The sequence below is a fragment of the Candidiatus Paracoxiella cheracis genome (genome assembly GCF_049348705.1).
GTDB lineage: Bacteria > Pseudomonadota > Gammaproteobacteria > Coxiellales > Coxiellaceae > Paracoxiella > Paracoxiella cheracis.
In genome coordinates this window covers 713559-730639 of the sequence record NZ_CP186485.1, presented here as the reverse complement: position 1 = coordinate 730639, position 17081 = coordinate 713559, and the positions used below count along the sequence as shown (strand labels likewise).

The window sequence follows — 17081 nt, the reverse complement described above, 5'->3', positions numbered from 1 at the left end:
TGGCCACCTCATCACGCAGCCACTTCCTCTTTCTCAACAGCTTCTTCAGACTTTCCTTGAGGCAGTAGCTGTTCACGTAAACGGGTTTCAATCTCTTGCGCAATCTCAGGATTTTCTACCAAAAATTGACGAACATTATCCTTGCCCTGACCAATTCGGGTTCCATTATAGCTGTACCAGGCGCCAGATTTTTCAACAATTTCTTGTTGAACACCCAAATCAATCAGTTCGCTTTCGCGGGAAATACCAGAACCATACAGAATATCAAAATCAACTTTACGAAACGGCGGTGCCACTTTATTCTTCACCACTTTCACACGAGTTTCGTTACCCAAAATTTCATCGCCTTTCTTGATAGCACCCGTGCGACGAATATCCAAACGAACCGATGCATAAAACTTTAATGCGTTTCCACCCGTTGTTGTTTCTGGGCTGCCAAACATCACACCAATTTTCATACGTATTTGATTAATAAACACCACTAATGTATTGGATTTTTTGATATTTGCCGTGAGCTTTCGCAATGCTTGTGACATCAAGCGTGCTTGCAAGCCCATGTGAGAATCGCCCATGTCACCTTCAATTTCGGCTTTTGGTGTTAGAGCAGCAACGGAGTCAACCACCACCATATCCACCGCGCCGGAACGCACTAACATGTCGGTAATCTCTAAACCCTGTTCACCAGTATCCGGCTGTGACACTAATAATTCATCCACATTCACACCTAATTTTTCGGCGTAGATAGGATCTAATGCGTGCTCTGCATCGACAAAAGCCGCCGTGCCACCCATTTTTTGACACGATGCAATAGTTTGCAATGACAATGTGGTTTTTCCCGATGCCTCTGGCCCATAAATTTCCACAACGCGCCCGCGTGGCAAACCACCCACACCTAGCGCAATATCTAAGCCTAACGAACCAGTAGAAATAACATCAATATCACGAACAGCGCCAGGATCTCCTAAGCGCATGACCGAACCCTTTCCAAACTGTCGCTCAATCTGAGTTAATGCTGCACTAAGTGCCTTACTACGATCATCCATCACTACTCCTTAAAAAATATTGCCTCATAATTGAGGTTCTAAAAATGTACCCTTATTATTCCACAAATCAAAATTTAAAAGTATACCGTTTTTTAATTAATCTTATACTTTTGCATTTTTATTCAATGCATTTGTTTCTAATAATTTTTTTACTTCTTCATATAACCAATTCAATGCAAAGGCAATGGCGCATACACGCACGTGCTTGCGGCCACTTTCAAAAAAAACTTTACGACACTCAACTTGACCATTTTTTAATGCAACACCAATCCAAACGGTACCCACAGGTTTTTCCGGTGTCCCACCGCCCGGGCCAGCAACTCCTGTAATACTTGCAGTAATATCTGCATGGCTATGTTTTAATGCACCTAATGCCATTTCACGCGCAACCTGCTCACTCACGGCACCGTATTGTTCCAAATTTTTTGGATCGACACCCAACATTTCAATTTTTGATTCATTACTGTAAGTGACAAATCCACGATCAAACCAAGCAGAGCTTCCCGGCACTCGCGTAATCACGCGTGCCATACCTCCACCTGTACAAGATTCTGCCAATGCCAATTTCATGCCGGCATCTTTCAACGCCAAACCTAATCGTCGACTTAAAGGATAATTATTAACATCCACAGCAAAGCTCCTTGCCCCTTTTCTTTATTCAGCGCATCATAACACGGGATCGGATTTAGGATGAAGTCCCACATCGGTTATCAATTTAACTCAATTGAATTCAGGAAAATAGCAAAAGCGATGACTAAAGCAGACTTATCTCAACACACCCCCATGATGCGCCAATACCTTCGCATTAAATCCGAATACCCGGACATGCTCGTCTTCTATCGCATGGGAGATTTTTACGAATTATTTTATGATGATGCTAAACGTGCTGCAAAATTATTAGACATCACGCTCACCACTCGCGGCAAGTCGGCCGATAAACCTATTTCAATGGCGGGCGTTCCTTATCATGCAGTTGAAAGTTATTTAGCTAAACTGGTCCGCCAAGGTGAGTCGATTGTCATTTGCGAACAAATCGGCGACCCCGCTACCAGCAAAGGCCCCGTTGAACGTGAAGTGAGTCGAATTATTACGCCTGGTACGGTGAGCGACGAAGCTCTGCTCGATGAACGCCACGACAACTTATTAATGGTGATTCACCAACAACAAGATCGGTTCGGCCTTGCGACTCTCGACATCTCGAGCGGTCGCTTCATCGTCCAAGAATTGGCAGGCAAAGAAGCATTACTATCCGAAATCGAACGCATCAAGCCAGCCGAATTATTAATCAGCGAAGAGAGCTCATTAGAAAATGTAATTCCTAACGCAAAATCACTGAAACGACGTCCGCCCTGGGAATTTGAATTAAGCACAGCACAATCTTTATTGTGCCAACAATTTAAAACGCGCGACCTCGATGGATTTGGCGTCAGTCATTTACCACTCGCCCTTTGTGCTGCCGGCTGTTTATTACAATATGTCAAATACACGCAACGCACCGCGCTACCGCATATCACCAACATTAAAGCCGAACAAAAAGAAACCGCCATTTTAATGGATGCCTCAACACGCAAAAATTTAGAACTCACCTCAAACTTGAAAGGTGGGTACGAACACACATTGGCATGGGTTCTAGACAATACCGCAACTCCCATGGGCAGCCGTTTATTACGACGCTGGCTCCATCGACCCTTGCGCGATCATCAGAAACTCATTGAACGCCAAGCCGCGATAACAGAAATCATGGCAAAAGAAATCCACGCCAATTTATACGATATTTTACGCGGAATCGGCGACTTAGAACGTATTTTAGCGCGCATTGCACTACGCTCCGCACGACCACGAGACCTGACACAACTACGACGCGCCTTCGGGCTCCTACCCGAGATTCACCAACAATTAACTGCGCTGAAAGCTACACAATATTTAGTCGCATTAAAAACTTCATTGGGTGAATTTAATAGTCTTCATGAACTACTCACAAAAGCACTCCATGAAAATCCACCGGTGGTGATTCGTGACGGCGGGGTTATTGCCGATGGTTACGATGAACAATTAGACGAATTGCGCAAGTTAAGCAACAACAGTCATCAATTTTTGGTGGAATTAGAGCAACGCGAAAAAGAACGCACTAACATTAACACATTAAAAGTAGGATACAATCGCATCCACGGCTATTACATCGAAATTTCACACGCACAATCAAAAAATGCGCCTACAGAGTATATTCGACGCCAAACCCTAAAAAATGTGGAACGCTATATCACCCCCGAATTGAAAACATTTGAAGATAAGGCGCTGAGCAGTCGCTCGCGCGCACTCGCACGGGAAAAAGAATTATATGAGGCATTACTCGACAAATTAATTGACGAACTTGCGCCCTTGCAAAAAAGTGCAGCCGCCATCGCCACACTGGATGTCTTAAACAACCTTGCCGAGCGCGCAACAACATTAAATTATATCGCACCCGAATTCACCGACACGCCCGGCATTCAAATTAAAGCCGGACGTCACCCCGTTGTCGAACACGTCATGGACAATCCATTCATGCCAAACGACACGAAACTCGACCAGCATCGACGCATGTTAATCATTACGGGTCCGAATATGGGCGGTAAATCGACATACATGCGCCAAACCGCATTAATTACATTACTGGCTTACATCGGCAGTTATGTACCAGCAAAATCGGCGACACTCGGTCCCATCGATCGTATTTTTACACGCATCGGCGCAAATGATGATTTAGCGAGTGGGCGTTCAACATTTATGGTTGAAATGACTGAAACAGCCACGATACTACACAATGCCACCGAACAAAGTTTGGTATTAATGGATGAAATTGGTCGCGGCACCAGCACTTTTGATGGATTGTCATTAGCCTTTTCCAGCGCTGCTTATTTAGCAACCCAACTTCGCGCCTTTACATTATTTGCAACTCATTACTTTGAATTGACCACGTTAGCGGATGACCTACCCAACATCTACAATGTGCATTTAGATGCCGCCGAACACGGCGAACAAATTGTTTTTTTGCACGCGTTAAAAGAAGGCCCTGCGAGCCGCAGCTATGGTTTGCAGGTGGCTCAACTCGCCGGCGTTCCACAAGCAGTTATCAGTCAAGCTAAAGCAAAATTAGAAGAACTAGAGGCTCACCGCCACGACCTAGCACCACCTTCGAGGCCGACTCAAAATGAGCTATTCCCCGAGCCAAGACACCCTGTCCTCGCCGCACTGGACGGGCTCAAACTCGATGACCTGACACCTAAGCGTGCATTAGATATACTATACGAACTCATTGAACTTAAAGACAAACAGTCGGGTTGAGGGTATGAAGTTAAATAGATTATGGGTTGTCCTTTTAGCGCTGGTTAGCATTACCGTTGCCACGCCATTGAGTGCTCTGGCAAAGACCACACAAAGCAACGCACAACAAGCAACTGATCAAAAATTTGAGAAATTTGTTGAAGGGCTTCGGCAAGAAGCACGCAAAAAAGGTATTTCCGAAAAAACCATCAATAAATATTTAACTGGATTAAAAGCGCCACGGGTACAGGCGATTTATAACGTACATCATCAACCTCAAGCAACCATATCCTTTGCACACTATTTAAAAGCGTTTATTCCACACAGCAGTGTTGTTAAGGGACGCAAATATCTTAAAAAATATCACACGCTTTTATTACAAGTTCAGCAGCGTTATCACGTTCAACCTCGCTTTATCATTGCTTTGTGGGGATTTGAAAGCGATTTTGGTCGATTAACAGGAGATACTCCTATTGTTCCTTCATTGGTTACGCTCGCCTTTCAACATCATCGCTCTCAGTTTTATCGCGCGCAAGTGATGGCAGCACTCAAAATGTTGAACCACCAGGTATTGCCACAACAAAGTATCGGCATGTATGATGGCGGCATGGGACAACCCTCTTTTGAGCCGATTGCTTATTTACAGTATGGCGTGGATTTTGATCACGATGGTTTTGCAAACATTTGGACGAGCATGCCCGATGTCTTTGCCTCCATCGCTAATTTTCTACACCAAAATGGCTGGAATGGTAAACAAACATGGGGCATGGAAGTTAAAATCCCCGATAATTTACCAAAAAATATGATTGGAAGGCATAAAGAATATTCGATTGCCACATGGGAAGCAAAAGGTGTTCACCCATTGCATGGTGGACAGTTACCCAAAATAAATTCAAAGGCGTCGCTTTTATTACCGAGCGGACCTAAGGGCCGTGCCTTTTTAGTTTTCCATAATTTTAAAGTCTTATTGCGCTGGAATAATACTACTTTTGAAGGAATTTCTGTTGGACTCTTATCAGACCAAATCACACATGAATGAGCGCTGCGCCGATGTTGCTATCATCATTCCCGCTTATAACGAAGAAAAAAGTATTCGCGACATTGTAAAAAAAACGTTGGAACACTCTCTTCATGTAATCGTTGTTAACGATGGCAGCACCGACAAGACGGTCGAGAAACTCATCGACCTTCCCATTACTTTACTAAACAACGCAACCAATAAAGGTAAAGGTGCGAGTTTATTACAAGGGTTTCGTTACGCTCAATCACTGAATCTGAAAGCCACTATTAGCATCGATGCCGACACACAACATGATCCCAACGACATCCCGAAGTTTATCGCTGCCATGCATCAATACCCTAACCATATTATAATCGGTGCCCGATTACATAATCGCGAAAATGCGCCGAAATCGCGTTATCGCGCTAATCAAATTGCAGATTTTTTTATTTCTTGGGCAGCAGGACGGCGCATTGTAGACAGTCAATCGGGCTATCGCCTTTACCCCATGAATTTATTAAACGACTGCTTGAAGCGATTTAATCATCGCAAATTTACGTTTGAAAGCGCCATTTTAATTAATAGCACACGCCGAGGCTATCGACCGGCTGCTATTGCCATTCACTCACATTATCCTCAACATTCACGTGCCAGTCATTACAAACCATTTTCAGATACCATAAAAATTACATTGATGGTAACATGGAAAATAATTTCGCGCGGACTTTGTTTACCCGGATTATGTCGAATGTTATTTAACGGAGTAACAATGAATGACGAAAATCGAGAAACACAAACTCACAGACGATGAAAAAGCAATTCGTGAACTATCCGATCGCATTGTCGAAGCACAAAGCCCCATTCGTATTTTAGATGCGGTGAAATGGGACAATTCTATAAAAGCTGAATTTTTCCAACACAAATTCCGAAAACTACCCTCCGTCGATAAAGAGTATTATAAAAAAATTCCCCTCGGATTTGATCCTGACAAAAAAATCGATGAATTTTATCACATTGAACACGAAATCAAACGCCGTCTCGGGAAATTTAGCGCTGCAAGCGAACTCATGCAACAACGCTGTAAAGAATATCGCGATGTCGTTCACATGCTTGAAATGCGGGGTCAACGCGAATTCACAAACATCGCTCAAGATCTCTATGGCAGCTCGGATGATGCCTTTTATGCAGGAGCACCAACATTAAGAGACTTATCTACCGTTGTCAGCGAAGCGCTCGGTAACATCAAGGATCAAACCCTCGATAAAAGAGACGAGCCTATTTATACAGCTCAAGAAAGCGTTGAAATACTCAACAAAAAATTAAGCCGGTATTTTGGCGAGCATGACACTGTCCATGTCAAAGTGAGTGATGACATCGTCGCCGATGCAGCAGCCGGTGCCGACACGATTAAATTACGCGGGGATTTAAAATTTAGCGAACGTGTTTTGCAACTGTATGAAGTGCATGAAGGCTGGGTGCACCTTGGCACCACGATCAATGGCTTAAGACAACCGATATGCACCTTCCTCAGTAAAGGCCCGCCCTCTTGCACCGTAATACAAGAGGGTCTTGCGATGCTAACAGAAATTTTCACCTTTTCATCTTATCCCGCTCGCGTTCGGCGAATCACCAATCGGATTATTTCAATCAACATGGCAGAAAATGGTGCTAATTTCATCGAAGTTTTTCACTTTTTCCGTGAGCAAGGCATCAGCGATGAGGAAAGTTACCAAAACACTGTGCGTGTCTTTCGCGGCAGCACACCCAACCAAGGACCGTTTACTAAAGACCTTGCGTATTCAAAAGGTTTCATTTTGATCTATAACTATCTTCGCCTTGTCATTCAACGCGGTTATTTATCTCATATCCCATTATTATTTTTAGGAAAAATAAGCTTAAGAAACATCCGATTATTAGCAGAGCTCGTCGAACAAAACCTAGTCATCCCTCCCAAATACGTTCCTCCGCAATTTTCCGATAAAGCTGGCCTCAGCTCCTGGATGAGTTATTCCTTGTTCTTAAACCGCCTCGATTTGGAAAAACTGGCGAAGGATTATCAAGATATATTGTAGGAATTAGGAAGCATACTTACGACCGAAAAACAGTAACCCCGATCTCGAGACGTATGCTACAATGGTGCTTTTCTGATCACTAAATTGTAGAACTCTCGACTTGATCTGACAGTTGAGCTTTATCGGACATATTTTCTGTCCGATAAATCGGATTCTAATTACTCCTCTACCACAAGCGTGTCGCGATGCTCGTGATAGATTATTGCCATCCCTGTCAATAATCGACTCGCAATACGCGACAACTTAAATAGCCGCGGACGTCCTCGTCGCCCGCGCTCCGCGACCTCACGGCTCGACTACGCACGGGCTCTCAAATGACTTGACGGCTCGTAAAGATTTTTTGCAGTCGCTTACGCTCGGCAAAAAATCCGAGCCTACCGCGGAATACGCGCCTTCGCTTCGCTCTCCATGGCGCGCATCGGTTGCGTGTCGTGATTACTGTGCGCCTTATTCAATTCATCTGCCGACACGCTTGGAATAGTTTTACATAGTTTATCTAATTCTTTTTCTTGTGCCAAATGCTTTGCATCAAGAAAAGTTTGCATGGGTGTTTTTCCATAACAACGCTCGCCGGAATGGGGCCTGACCTCATTATATGTTTTGATCCACGCATCAACGTCTTGTTGTAATTCTTCTAGGGAACGATATATTTTTTTTCGAAAAGCAACATCATAAAATTCTTGTTTAATCGTTTTATGAAAACGTTCACAAATACCATTGGTCTGCGGAGAACGTGCGCGTGTTTTCGAATGGTCAATGTCTTCAACTGCTAAATAAAGTTGATAGGCGTGGTTCTCAATTTTTCCACAATATTCCGTCCCGCGATCCGTGAGCATACGCAGCAATCGGATACCTTGCTCATTAAACCATGGCAATACACGTTCATTTAATAAATGAGCTGCCGTCATCGCTGTTTTCTCCGTGTATAACTTCGCAAAAGCGATTCTGCTATAGGTATCGACAAAAGTCTGCTCATAAATACGGCCAACGCCCTTCATCGTGCCAACATAATACGTATCCTGAGAACCTAAATAACCTGGGTGTTCTGTTTCAATCTCGCCGTGCGCTTCTTTTTCTCGTTTTGATTTTTCTAATGCTTGTCATTGTTCTTCCGTTAATAACATACCGTCTTGCGCCGATTTCGCTTCAAGCGCTTTTAGTCGCTTCTTAAAAGTCTCTAGATCATTACGTAGCCACACCGAACGAACTCCGCTGCTCGATACGATAATGCCTCGCGCCAGTAATTCATTGGCCGCACGTGCCTGACCTAACGCTGGGTTTTCAATAGCCAAAGCAATTACCCCTTCTTCTACATGTAGCGGCACTCTATTTTTTTCATTCGGTTTCTTCTTACTCATATCATGGAGTGCTTCTTCGCCACCATTTTCATAAAGTGTTTTGAAACGGTAAAAACTGTCGCGTGAATAACCCATAACCTTACAGGCTTGTGAAACATTTCCCAATTGTTTAGACAGCTCTAGTAAACCTAATTTGGGTTTGATAATCTTTTCGGATACACTGGTCATAATGACACTCCTCGTGTTGGTTGTTTAAGGTTGGTCAATTAAATTTTACTCTAACTGACCAGGAGTGTCAGATCAAGTCTGAAGGTTTACAACTAAATTACATCGAACCTCATGCAACTCGAACTCTCCAAAACCACTAAACGCGCTAGCATATACATTATAGCCGTGACCATGTTAATGGAACTGCTCGATGCTACGGTACTGAATACCTCTCTACCGCAAATCGCAAAATCGTTACATAGCAACCCCATTAACTTAAAAATTGTCATCACAACCTACTTATTAACGTTAGGGATCTTCATCCCTGTCAGCGGTTGGCTGGTCGAGCGCATTGGCGAGCGCGCAACATTATTTATTGCTGTCAGTATATTCTTATTAAGTTCCATTGGTTGCGGACTCTCTGTTAACCTGATCATGTTAACGGTGTTTCGTCTCTGCCAAGGAATGGGTGGCGCCTTCTTAGCGCCAGTTGGGCGTTTGGTCTTACTGCGAGTATACGGACGAAATAACACCATACAAGCCATGGCGCGCGTATCAACCTTTACTATTCTTGGGCTAGTCCTCGGCCCAATTTTAGGTGGCGCCATTACAACGTATTTGGGATGGCGTTGGATATTTTTTATCAATATACCTCTTGGCTTACTGGGCATTCTGTTAATTTACTTGTATTTGCCACGACTGTCAGAACGTCACATTAAGCCGTTTGATTTTCTCGGATTCATACTCATCGGCGGTGCTTTAGGGTTAGTATTATTTTTCCTTGACGTTGTCGTGCAGCCAACGTTTTCACTCATAGAAAAACTAAGCGTCCTACTCATAGCAACTCTACTCACACTCGCTTACGTCTGGCATACTCAGAAGGCCAAACACTCTCTCTTGGACTTTAGTGTTTTTAAAAATCGCACCTTCAAGCTCACAACTTTTGGAAGTCTAACCGCACGCGCAACCTTGAATACACCCCCCTTTCTCATACCACTCATGTTACAAGCTAGCTATGGATACAGTGCATTACAAGCTGGATTATTCATGGTGCCTTCAATGCTTGGCGCGTTGGTCAGCCGTTTATTTATTACCAAATGGGTAAACACCTTCGGCCATCAAAAATTATTACTGTGCAACACCACTGCAATGATGATTCTTTATATAACCTTTTCGATAAATGCATTTCATTTATCACCCACACTACTAATCGTACAACAATTATTTTTTGGCTTCGGCATGGGCTTACAATTTACCGCTATGAATTCATTGGTCTATAAAAAACTAAATGAAAAACAAATTAATCGCGGAACCAGTATTTATAGTGCCGTTGTCCAACTCAGTGCAAGCTTCGGCATTGCGTTTGCAGCATTAATCATGATTACTGTGATCGGCGCCGATCAATTATCTCACCACATACCCTTAATTGCTTTTAAGGTAGTGTTTTTTGTGCAAGACCTATTGATGCTGATTTCCTTACTACTCTTTTATCGACTAAAACGCATCGAAACGTTAAGCTCAGAGTTTTTTCAACGTCCTGCTAATCAAAAATCTTAAGAGCGTTTCTAGAAAAAGAATTTCAATTGCCGCAAAGAGAATAGGTCAGCGTTTTCGGGCGTTAGCAGGCAATTGAAATTCCTCTCAAATTCTTCAGGAACTCAGAGCTCTAATAAACTATTGATCTGCGACTCATCCGACTCAGACCAATTACCCGGACGCAATGACTTCGGCAAAACTATCGAACCAAAACGCACACGAATCAAACGGCTTACTTTACACCCTTGCGACTCCCACAACCGACGCACCATACGATTACGCCCACTCACCACCAACACATAAAACCAATGATTAGCTCCCTCACCACCGGCATCCACAATATCTTCAAACCGCGCGTTGCCATCCTCCAACGTCACACCGTGTACTAAACGTTTTGTCATATCAGGAGTAATATGCCCCAAAACACGTACCGCATATTCGCGCTCAACAGAGGCAGACGGATGCATGAGTTTATTAGCAAGTTCGCCATTATTCGTAAATAATAATAAACCCGAGGAATTAATATCAAGACGCCCGACATTGATCCATCGCCCGTTTTGAATGCGGGGCAACGATTCAAATACGGTTTTTCGACCTTCAGGATCTGAACGCGTGCACAGTTCACCTTCGGGTTTGTTGTAAATCAATACGCGTGTTGCTATGGCTTCGTCCGGAAGCTCGCATTGATTTCCATCGATGGTAATAATATCTTTCAAAGATGCGCGATCACCGAGTTTTGCCACACGGCGATTAACCTTAATCCGGCCCGCTTTTATAAGCGTTTCAATTTCCCGGCGTGACCCGTAACCGGCTTCAGCGAGCAGCTTTTGGATTCGTTCTTTGATGATTATTCTTCTTGTGCTAGGTTGGGCTCGGCGTCGGGTTCGTTATCTTCTACAGTCTGTTCGGCTACAGCCGGTGCAGTACCTGTCGGTTCCAACACTAATTGTTCATTCAATTGCTTTTCGATTTGATCGAGATCGACTAAATCTTGCAAAGGCGGCAACTCTGACAAGCTTGTTAAATTAAAATAATCTAAAAAATTCTTGGTTGTGCCATACAACGCGGGTTTACCGGGCACATCACGATGCCCAACCACTTTGACCCACTCACGCTCCAATAATTTTTTCATAATATCGGTGCTAACTGCCACACCTCGAATTTGTTCGATTTCACCGCGAGAAATGGGTTGACGATATGCAACCAATGCTAAGGTTTCTAAAAAAGCTCGCGAATAACGTGGCGGTTTTCGCTCCCACAAACGTTGCAACCAATCGGCAAATTTTGTTTTCGCTTGAAAACGATAGCCACTCGCAACGGTTTGCAATTCAACACCACGATCTTGATAGTCTTCGGTTAACTCAGCAATCACGGCTTTTATATCTGAAATAGTGGGCCGAGAACGTCCATCAAATAATTGTTGCAACCGCTCTGCCGTTAAAGGTTCTGCGGATGCAAACAAAGCGGCTTCAATAACAAATTTTCGTTCTTCTGTGCTCATATTTATCACTCCTTAGCTCTAACGTAAATTGGCGCAAAGGGTTCAGCTTGAACTAACTCAATGACTGCCTGGCGGATTAACTCTAATATTGCAATTAAAGTCACCGTCACACCCATGCGGCCCTCTTCCACTGTAAATAAATCAGTAAAAACAGTAAACGCATCGACTTTTACACTCGATAAAACGATCGACATGCGTTCACGAATCGATAAAGGTTCGCGTGCAATATGATGTGAAGTAAACAATCGTGTTCGCTCTAATACATCTTTAATTGCATTTAAAATCTCTGGCAATTTAATTTCCGCTTGCACTTGTGACAAATCCATCGGTGGCGCTATTGCAACAGCGACAAAATTATCACGCTCGAGTCGCGGCATTTCATCGATATCGAACGCCGCTTTTTTATAACGTTCGTATTCTTGTAATCGCCGTACGAGTTCAGCACGCGGATCACCCAACTCATCATCTTCTTCGGGTGGCCGCGGCAACAACATGCGCGACTTAATTTCCGCTAACATCGCCGCCATCACTAAATATTCCGCAGCTAATTCGAGCTTCAATTCATGCATCAACTCGACATATTCCATATACTGGCGTGTGATCTCAGCGATAGGAATATCGAGAATATCGAGATTGTGCTTTTTAATCAAATAAAGGAGTAAATCGAGCGGTCCTTCAAAAGCCTCAAGAAAGACCTTCAGAGCATCCGGCGGAATATAGAGATCTTCAGGGAGCTTTGTAAAAGGCTCACCACCTACCTTAGCCTCTATGGTGCGATTTTCTACAACGTTCTGATTTTCCATGTTTTATTGCCGCTTGTTAAAATTCTATTACGAGCGCCTCCAGAGATCTATTTTCGCTCATCAAATAACATTTCAATTGCTTGCCAATACGAGAAGGGCCCTGAAGAATAATACCTTAAGTGGCTAGGAGATGCCATCTGAGATGATCGATTCATGAACGATGTGAATTATAACTCTTCTACTAATTTAATCCATTTATTCTGCTCTGAGTAGACCGTGTGAAACACCATGAGTGTATGGATAACCTCACGCTCGCCAAGCTCTTGCTGTACGGAGTTCTCAGCATTGACAAACCGCACCAGGTTAAACTCCATCCAACTGAACCAAATCCCTATCAAGGCCTCAAAAGCATCGGCCGTGTGTTCGGCTCGTCCTCCACCCGCGTGGTAAGCACTGACGAAGGCTTTAAATCGTTTGGTGCTTACCTCTTCAGATTTTACAACGCTCCAATCAAATGCACCCCCCAATAGATCAACGGTGGGGTGGATTAAACCCGCCAACTCCCAATCGATAATAATAGGTGATTGATGATCTGGCCAAATCACATTGTTGGGGCTTGCATCGCGATGAGCGATAATTCGCTTTGATTTCAAACGTTCCGTCGCCTGCTCTGCGCGATGACAAACTTTCAATATCAGCGGCAATGTATTTTTTAATTTATCTGCATACGCTATTCTTTGTGCGATCGCATTTTCCACCAAATTTTGCCATTTCTCTTCTGAAAACACATGGCTATAAAAATCTTCATTCAATACAGACACATCAAACAACGTTGGCGATAAATGGAGCTGATGCATTTGCGCCAACATCCAACCCATTTTGCCTGCATGATCACGCAAAGCTTGTTGAGGTGATATTTTTTCACCCTGAACCCAATCGAATAACATAAAATAATTATTATTTAAAAAACAAACGGGATCATTTTTATGAAGAAGCGCCGTAACCACAGGAATATTATTTTTTTGAAATATCTCTGCAATTTTTTGTGTTTCACGATACAGTGCAACTAATGATGGAGACGTATTAATGGCTAAGCGCTTGAGTGCATAAGCGCCCTTTTTTGTCTGTAACTTCCAAACCTGATGCACTTTACCGCCTGGGATGAATATCGGCTTTGTAATTATTTCTCCCAAGTTGAATTGTTTGCAAACTCGATCAAGCAACGGCTGCGTTAATTCAAAAGTCACGTGTGTCTCCTTTTCCTTCACGCAACACTTCTGGCACACCCGATGTCAAATCGACGATTGTTGTGGGTTCAACGCCACAAGGCCCACCATCGATAATCAAATCGACTCGTCCGGATAGCTGGTCTTCAATTTCAGCAATATCCGTCATTGGGTAGTCTTGATCGGGTAATTGCAACGTCACATTCATGAGCGGTTCTTCTAATTCTTTTAATATAGCCATTACAATCTCATGCTGTGGAATCCGAATACCGATGGTCTTACGTTTTGGATGCACCAAACGACGCGGCACTTCTTTCGTTGCCGGTAATATAAACGTATAAGGCCCCGGCGTGTGTGCTTTTAAAAAACGAAACACGGGATTATCAACATGAGCATATACCGCGATTTCGGATAGATCACGACACAGCAGGGTAAACTTATGGCGCTTATCCAACTGACGAATCCGACGAATCGTCTCTACTGCATTTTTATTCCCAATTTGGCAACCCAGCGCATAATCGGAATCGGTCGGATATACGATCACGCCTCCGCGCCTGATCCTCTCGACAACCTGCTCCACCAGCCGTGCCTGCGGATTTTGCGGATGAATGGCTAAAATCGTGGTCAAGGGAACTACCTCAATTTGCTGATTTTCTACGAATAATAGTATAGTATTTGGCTTGAGAGCTTACTACTAGTGACCGAGAACCACAACTGATGAAATTCTTATTCGATTATTTCCCCATCATTTGTTTCTTCATCGCCTACAAGCTTTGGGGTATCTATGTTGCAACAGCCGTGGCAATGGCCGCCTCAGGACTGCAACTCGGTGCGTATTGGCTTAAACACCGACGCTTTGAAAAACTACACCTCATCACCTTTGTGTTCATCATTGTGCTTGGCAGTTTAACGTTGATTTTCCATAAGGCCATCTTTGTAAAATGGAAGCCCACCATTGTATATTGGATCTTTGCAGCCGTTTTATTTGGCAGCCATTTCTTCGGGAAAACACCGCTGATACACCGCATGCTCGGTGACAAAATTTCACTGCCTGACAGAGTTTGGCCGCGTTTGAATATGAGTTGGGCCATTTTCTTTTTTGTGTTGGGTATTCTCAATGTGTACGTGGTTTATCACTACCACACCAACGCCTGGGTTAATTTTAAATTATTTGGCACACTGGGTTTAATGCTGGTCTTTATTATTGGCCAATCACTTTATATTGCCAAATATATGAAAAAACCCTCAAATAAATAAGGCTCATTATGTACTACGTGATTTATTGTGAAGATCGAGAAGATAGCATGGAGCGACGCCGCAGCGTCCGCCCTGCACACCTACAACGCTTAGATACCTTAAATGAACAAAATCGACTATTAGTTGCAGGCCCACTTTATAACGAAAATGGTGAAAATCCTGCTGTCGGAGGTGTCAAAGGCTCCCTCATCATTGCAGATTTTAACACCATAGACGAAGCAAAAGAGTGGGCCGCGGCTGATCCGTATGTGACAGCCGACGTTTATGCCAGAGTCACTGTTCACCCATTTAAAAAAGTAAAACCATAAATAATGCCATTGAACCAACAACGCCTTGAAACGATCAAACAACGACTCACCACCGCATTAAATCCGCAGCATTTGGTCGTGACCGATGATAGTCATCGTCATGTGGGACATCCGGGTGCAAAAGACGGTCGTGGACATTTTACTGTCGAAATAAGTGCTATGGCATTTCAGAATAAATCATCAATGCAATGTCATCGTATGATCTATGATGCGCTTGGCGATCTCATGAAAACGGACATTCACGCATTGCGCATTAAAATAATCAATTAGAGAACGACCTTATCTCTCTAACGTTTTTAACAACCGGCTTGCAATACGTATCTTGCAAATAAAACGTTAAAAATACGGCAATTACTAAACTAATCGGCAACACCGACAAAGCCATTTGATAGGTCGATGCATCAAACGGTATTCGACTCACAGCATCATGTCTCCAAGTTAAATTCAATATAAAACCAATGACCGGTATCGATACACCCGATACCATCGTCAACATATTAGTGAATGCCACCGATGTACCCGTTAATATCCTCGAACCTATTTCTCGACTTATTGAGAGCACAACGACAGATGAGCTCGAACAAAAACCAAATAGAAATAAAATATAAAAAACCGCTTCATGACTTACATTAGGCACATAGATCAAAATCGAAATCAGTATCGCCGCTAAAGTCGCTCCAACCGTTAAAGGCAAACGCCGTTGCTTAATTACATCTGAAAGCCAGCCGATGATAGGTGCTCCCAAAAACCAACCTAAAAAAATCATCGACACCGCTGAGGCGGCCTGTGACTTTGACAGATGAATGACGTGCACTAAATAAGAAATACCCCATGTTTCTGCAAATCCAGACAGCGGCACGAGCAGCAGGCAACCGATAGAGCAATTGATCCACATCTGCGGATTTTTCATTAATTCGATTAAACCCCGATAACCCGATTTAAGATCAGGCAACCAATGAGATTGGCAAACTGTGAAATAGCGCTTTTTATTATTTTTTAACACCAAAAAAATGATAAATGCGAGGACAACCCCAATAGCACCCACAAAATAATTGGTTAGCCGCCAACCTGCTCTCTCCATGAGCCTCGACAATAAATTGTCGCCGGTTAAACCGCCAAACATGCCTATTGAAGTAGCGATCCCTGCAACGAGGGCAAATCGATCGAGCGGCAACCACAAAGTCGCCAATTTACAAATGCCTACAAAAAAAAACGCGGAGCCAAAGCCAATCAATAATCGACCCAGGCACGCTAACCATAAACAATCTCCATTGGCAAAAAACAGACACCCCAAGGAACAAATGATCAGTGCAAACGTTAGGAGCCTGCGCGGTTTGAAGCGATCAAAAAAGACACCGATGATTAGCTGCATCGGTATATAGATAAAATAAAAACTTCCCACTAACACACTAAAAGTAACTGCATTCAGGTGATAAGCATAGATCACCTGCTGAGCCATCACACTCGGAACGATGCGCAGAAAGTACTCATAATAGTAAAAAAGCCCCGCAATCCCACAAATGAACCAAGGCAGATAGCGCGGACGCCTGATTTTAAACTGACCTTCCATATCAGTACCCCTTACAT

General features: G+C 43.4%; 18 protein-coding genes and 1 pseudogene. 10 read left to right on the top strand and 9 right to left on the bottom strand.

What is annotated here, in order from left to right:
* Positions 1-11: 11 nt before the first annotated feature.
* Together recA and ACJMKR_RS03850 are read right to left on the bottom strand one after the other, a co-directional pair.
* Complete coding sequence (gene recA, locus ACJMKR_RS03855; RefSeq protein WP_423063854.1) at positions 12-1043, bottom strand: recombinase RecA; 1032 nt, start codon at positions 1041-1043, stop codon at positions 12-14.
* 102 nt (positions 1044-1145) lie between these two features.
* Positions 1146-1673: a CinA family protein gene (locus tag ACJMKR_RS03850; protein WP_423063853.1), complete on the bottom strand. Its 528-nt coding sequence runs from the start codon at positions 1671-1673 to the stop codon at positions 1146-1148.
* 120 nt (positions 1674-1793) lie between these two features.
* Here ACJMKR_RS03850 and mutS point away from each other — a divergent pair, with 120 nt between their 5' ends.
* The 6 genes from mutS (at position 1794) to ACJMKR_RS03820 (ending at position 7899) form a co-directional block, all read left to right on the top strand.
* A complete protein-coding gene (mutS, locus tag ACJMKR_RS03845; protein WP_423064182.1) occupies positions 1794-4367 on the top strand; it encodes a DNA mismatch repair protein MutS in 2574 nt (857 codons plus the stop codon).
* 67 nt (positions 4368-4434) lie between these two features.
* The gene (locus tag ACJMKR_RS03840) at positions 4435-5385 is read left to right on the top strand and encodes a lytic murein transglycosylase (protein WP_423063852.1); all 951 of its coding nucleotides are present in this window, start codon (positions 4435-4437) and stop codon (positions 5383-5385) included.
* On the top strand, positions 5351-6157 hold the full coding sequence (locus ACJMKR_RS03835) for a glycosyltransferase family 2 protein (protein ID WP_423063851.1): 807 nt from the start codon (positions 5351-5353) through the stop codon (positions 6155-6157). The genes ACJMKR_RS03840 and ACJMKR_RS03835 overlap by 35 nt, the downstream gene beginning before the upstream one ends.
* Positions 6120-7418, top strand: coding sequence for a flavohemoglobin expression-modulating QEGLA motif protein (locus ACJMKR_RS03830; RefSeq protein ID WP_423063850.1), 1299 nt, complete (start codon positions 6120-6122; stop codon positions 7416-7418). Before ACJMKR_RS03835 ends, ACJMKR_RS03830 begins: the two co-directional genes overlap by 38 nt.
* Positions 7419-7530: 112 nt before the next feature.
* A complete protein-coding gene (locus ACJMKR_RS03825) occupies positions 7531-7665 on the top strand; it encodes a hypothetical protein (RefSeq protein WP_423063849.1) in 135 nt (44 codons plus the stop codon).
* A gap of 72 nt (positions 7666-7737) precedes the next feature.
* A complete protein-coding gene (locus ACJMKR_RS03820) occupies positions 7738-7899 on the top strand; it encodes a hypothetical protein (protein ID WP_423063848.1) in 162 nt (53 codons plus the stop codon).
* Positions 7900-7906: 7 nt separating this feature from the next.
* On the opposite strand, the pseudogene ACJMKR_RS03815 reads toward ACJMKR_RS03820, so the two are convergent.
* Positions 7907-8944 (bottom strand): annotated as a pseudogene (locus tag ACJMKR_RS03815) (IS481 family transposase); the annotation flags it as partial.
* A 171-nt stretch (positions 8945-9115) separates the two neighbouring features.
* On the opposite strand from ACJMKR_RS03815, the gene ACJMKR_RS03810 reads away from it, so the two are divergent.
* Positions 9116-10480, top strand: a complete 1365-nt coding sequence (locus ACJMKR_RS03810) for an MFS transporter (protein ID WP_423063847.1) — start codon at positions 9116-9118, stop codon at positions 10478-10480.
* 101 nt (positions 10481-10581) lie between these two features.
* Here ACJMKR_RS03810 and rluB read toward each other — a convergent pair whose 3' ends face one another.
* From rluB to ACJMKR_RS03785, 5 genes are all read right to left on the bottom strand, one after another.
* Entirely contained in the window at positions 10582-11304 is a 723-nt protein-coding gene (gene rluB, locus ACJMKR_RS03805; RefSeq protein ID WP_423064181.1) for a 23S rRNA pseudouridine(2605) synthase RluB, read from the bottom strand.
* Positions 11305-11306: 2 nt separating this feature from the next.
* A complete protein-coding gene (gene scpB, locus ACJMKR_RS03800) occupies positions 11307-11960 on the bottom strand; it encodes an SMC-Scp complex subunit ScpB (protein WP_423063846.1) in 654 nt (217 codons plus the stop codon).
* 5 nt (positions 11961-11965) lie between these two features.
* Entirely contained in the window at positions 11966-12763 is a 798-nt protein-coding gene (locus ACJMKR_RS03795; RefSeq protein WP_423063845.1) for a segregation and condensation protein A, read from the bottom strand.
* 167 nt (positions 12764-12930) lie between these two features.
* Positions 12931-13950 carry a phosphotransferase gene (locus tag ACJMKR_RS03790; RefSeq protein ID WP_423063844.1) on the bottom strand — a complete coding sequence of 340 codons (1020 nt, stop codon included), beginning with the start codon at positions 13948-13950 and terminating at the stop codon, positions 12931-12933.
* Entirely contained in the window at positions 13940-14557 is a 618-nt protein-coding gene (locus tag ACJMKR_RS03785) for an L-threonylcarbamoyladenylate synthase (RefSeq protein ID WP_423063843.1), read from the bottom strand. The genes ACJMKR_RS03790 and ACJMKR_RS03785 overlap by 11 nt, the downstream gene beginning before the upstream one ends.
* Positions 14558-14646: 89 nt before the next feature.
* Between ACJMKR_RS03785 and ACJMKR_RS03780 the strand changes: the two genes are divergently transcribed.
* The 3 genes from ACJMKR_RS03780 to ACJMKR_RS03770 are packed head-to-tail and all read left to right on the top strand — an operon-like array spanning position 14647 to position 15764.
* Entirely contained in the window at positions 14647-15186 is a 540-nt protein-coding gene (locus tag ACJMKR_RS03780) for a septation protein A (RefSeq protein WP_423063842.1), read from the top strand.
* 8 nt (positions 15187-15194) lie between these two features.
* Complete coding sequence (locus tag ACJMKR_RS03775) at positions 15195-15494, top strand: YciI family protein (protein ID WP_423063841.1); 300 nt, start codon at positions 15195-15197, stop codon at positions 15492-15494.
* Between the two features lie 3 nt (positions 15495-15497).
* The gene (locus ACJMKR_RS03770) at positions 15498-15764 is read left to right on the top strand and encodes a BolA family protein (protein WP_423063840.1); all 267 of its coding nucleotides are present in this window, start codon (positions 15498-15500) and stop codon (positions 15762-15764) included.
* Here ACJMKR_RS03770 and ACJMKR_RS03765 read toward each other — a convergent pair.
* Positions 15757-16953 carry an MFS transporter gene (locus tag ACJMKR_RS03765; RefSeq protein ID WP_423063839.1) on the bottom strand — a complete coding sequence of 399 codons (1197 nt, stop codon included), beginning with the start codon at positions 16951-16953 and terminating at the stop codon, positions 15757-15759. The two genes, ACJMKR_RS03770 and ACJMKR_RS03765, sit on opposite strands and share 8 nt — an antisense overlap.
* Positions 16954-17081 lie beyond the last annotated feature (128 nt).

Excerpts from the sequence above, each read along its gene's own strand:
- ACJMKR_RS03810 (WP_423063847.1), top strand. The coding sequence starts at position 9,116 with ATGTTAATGGAACTGCTCGATGCTACGGTACTGAATACCTCTCTACCG.
- ACJMKR_RS03795 (WP_423063845.1), bottom strand. The coding sequence starts at position 12,763 with ATGGAAAATCAGAACGTTGTAGAAAATCGCACCATAGAGGCTAAGGTA.
- recA (WP_423063854.1), bottom strand. The coding sequence starts at position 1,043 with ATGGATGATCGTAGTAAGGCACTTAGTGCAGCATTAACTCAGATTGAG.
- ACJMKR_RS03770 (WP_423063840.1), top strand. The coding sequence starts at position 15,498 with ATGCCATTGAACCAACAACGCCTTGAAACGATCAAACAACGACTCACC.
- ACJMKR_RS03830 (WP_423063850.1), top strand. The coding sequence starts at position 6,120 with ATGACGAAAATCGAGAAACACAAACTCACAGACGATGAAAAAGCAATT.
- scpB (WP_423063846.1), bottom strand. The coding sequence starts at position 11,960 with ATGAGCACAGAAGAACGAAAATTTGTTATTGAAGCCGCTTTGTTTGCA.
- ACJMKR_RS03780 (WP_423063842.1), top strand. The coding sequence starts at position 14,647 with ATGAAATTCTTATTCGATTATTTCCCCATCATTTGTTTCTTCATCGCC.
- ACJMKR_RS03775 (WP_423063841.1), top strand. The coding sequence starts at position 15,195 with ATGTACTACGTGATTTATTGTGAAGATCGAGAAGATAGCATGGAGCGA.
- mutS (WP_423064182.1), top strand. The coding sequence starts at position 1,794 with ATGACTAAAGCAGACTTATCTCAACACACCCCCATGATGCGCCAATAC.
- ACJMKR_RS03765 (WP_423063839.1), bottom strand. The coding sequence starts at position 16,953 with ATGGCTCAGCAGGTGATCTATGCTTATCACCTGAATGCAGTTACTTTT.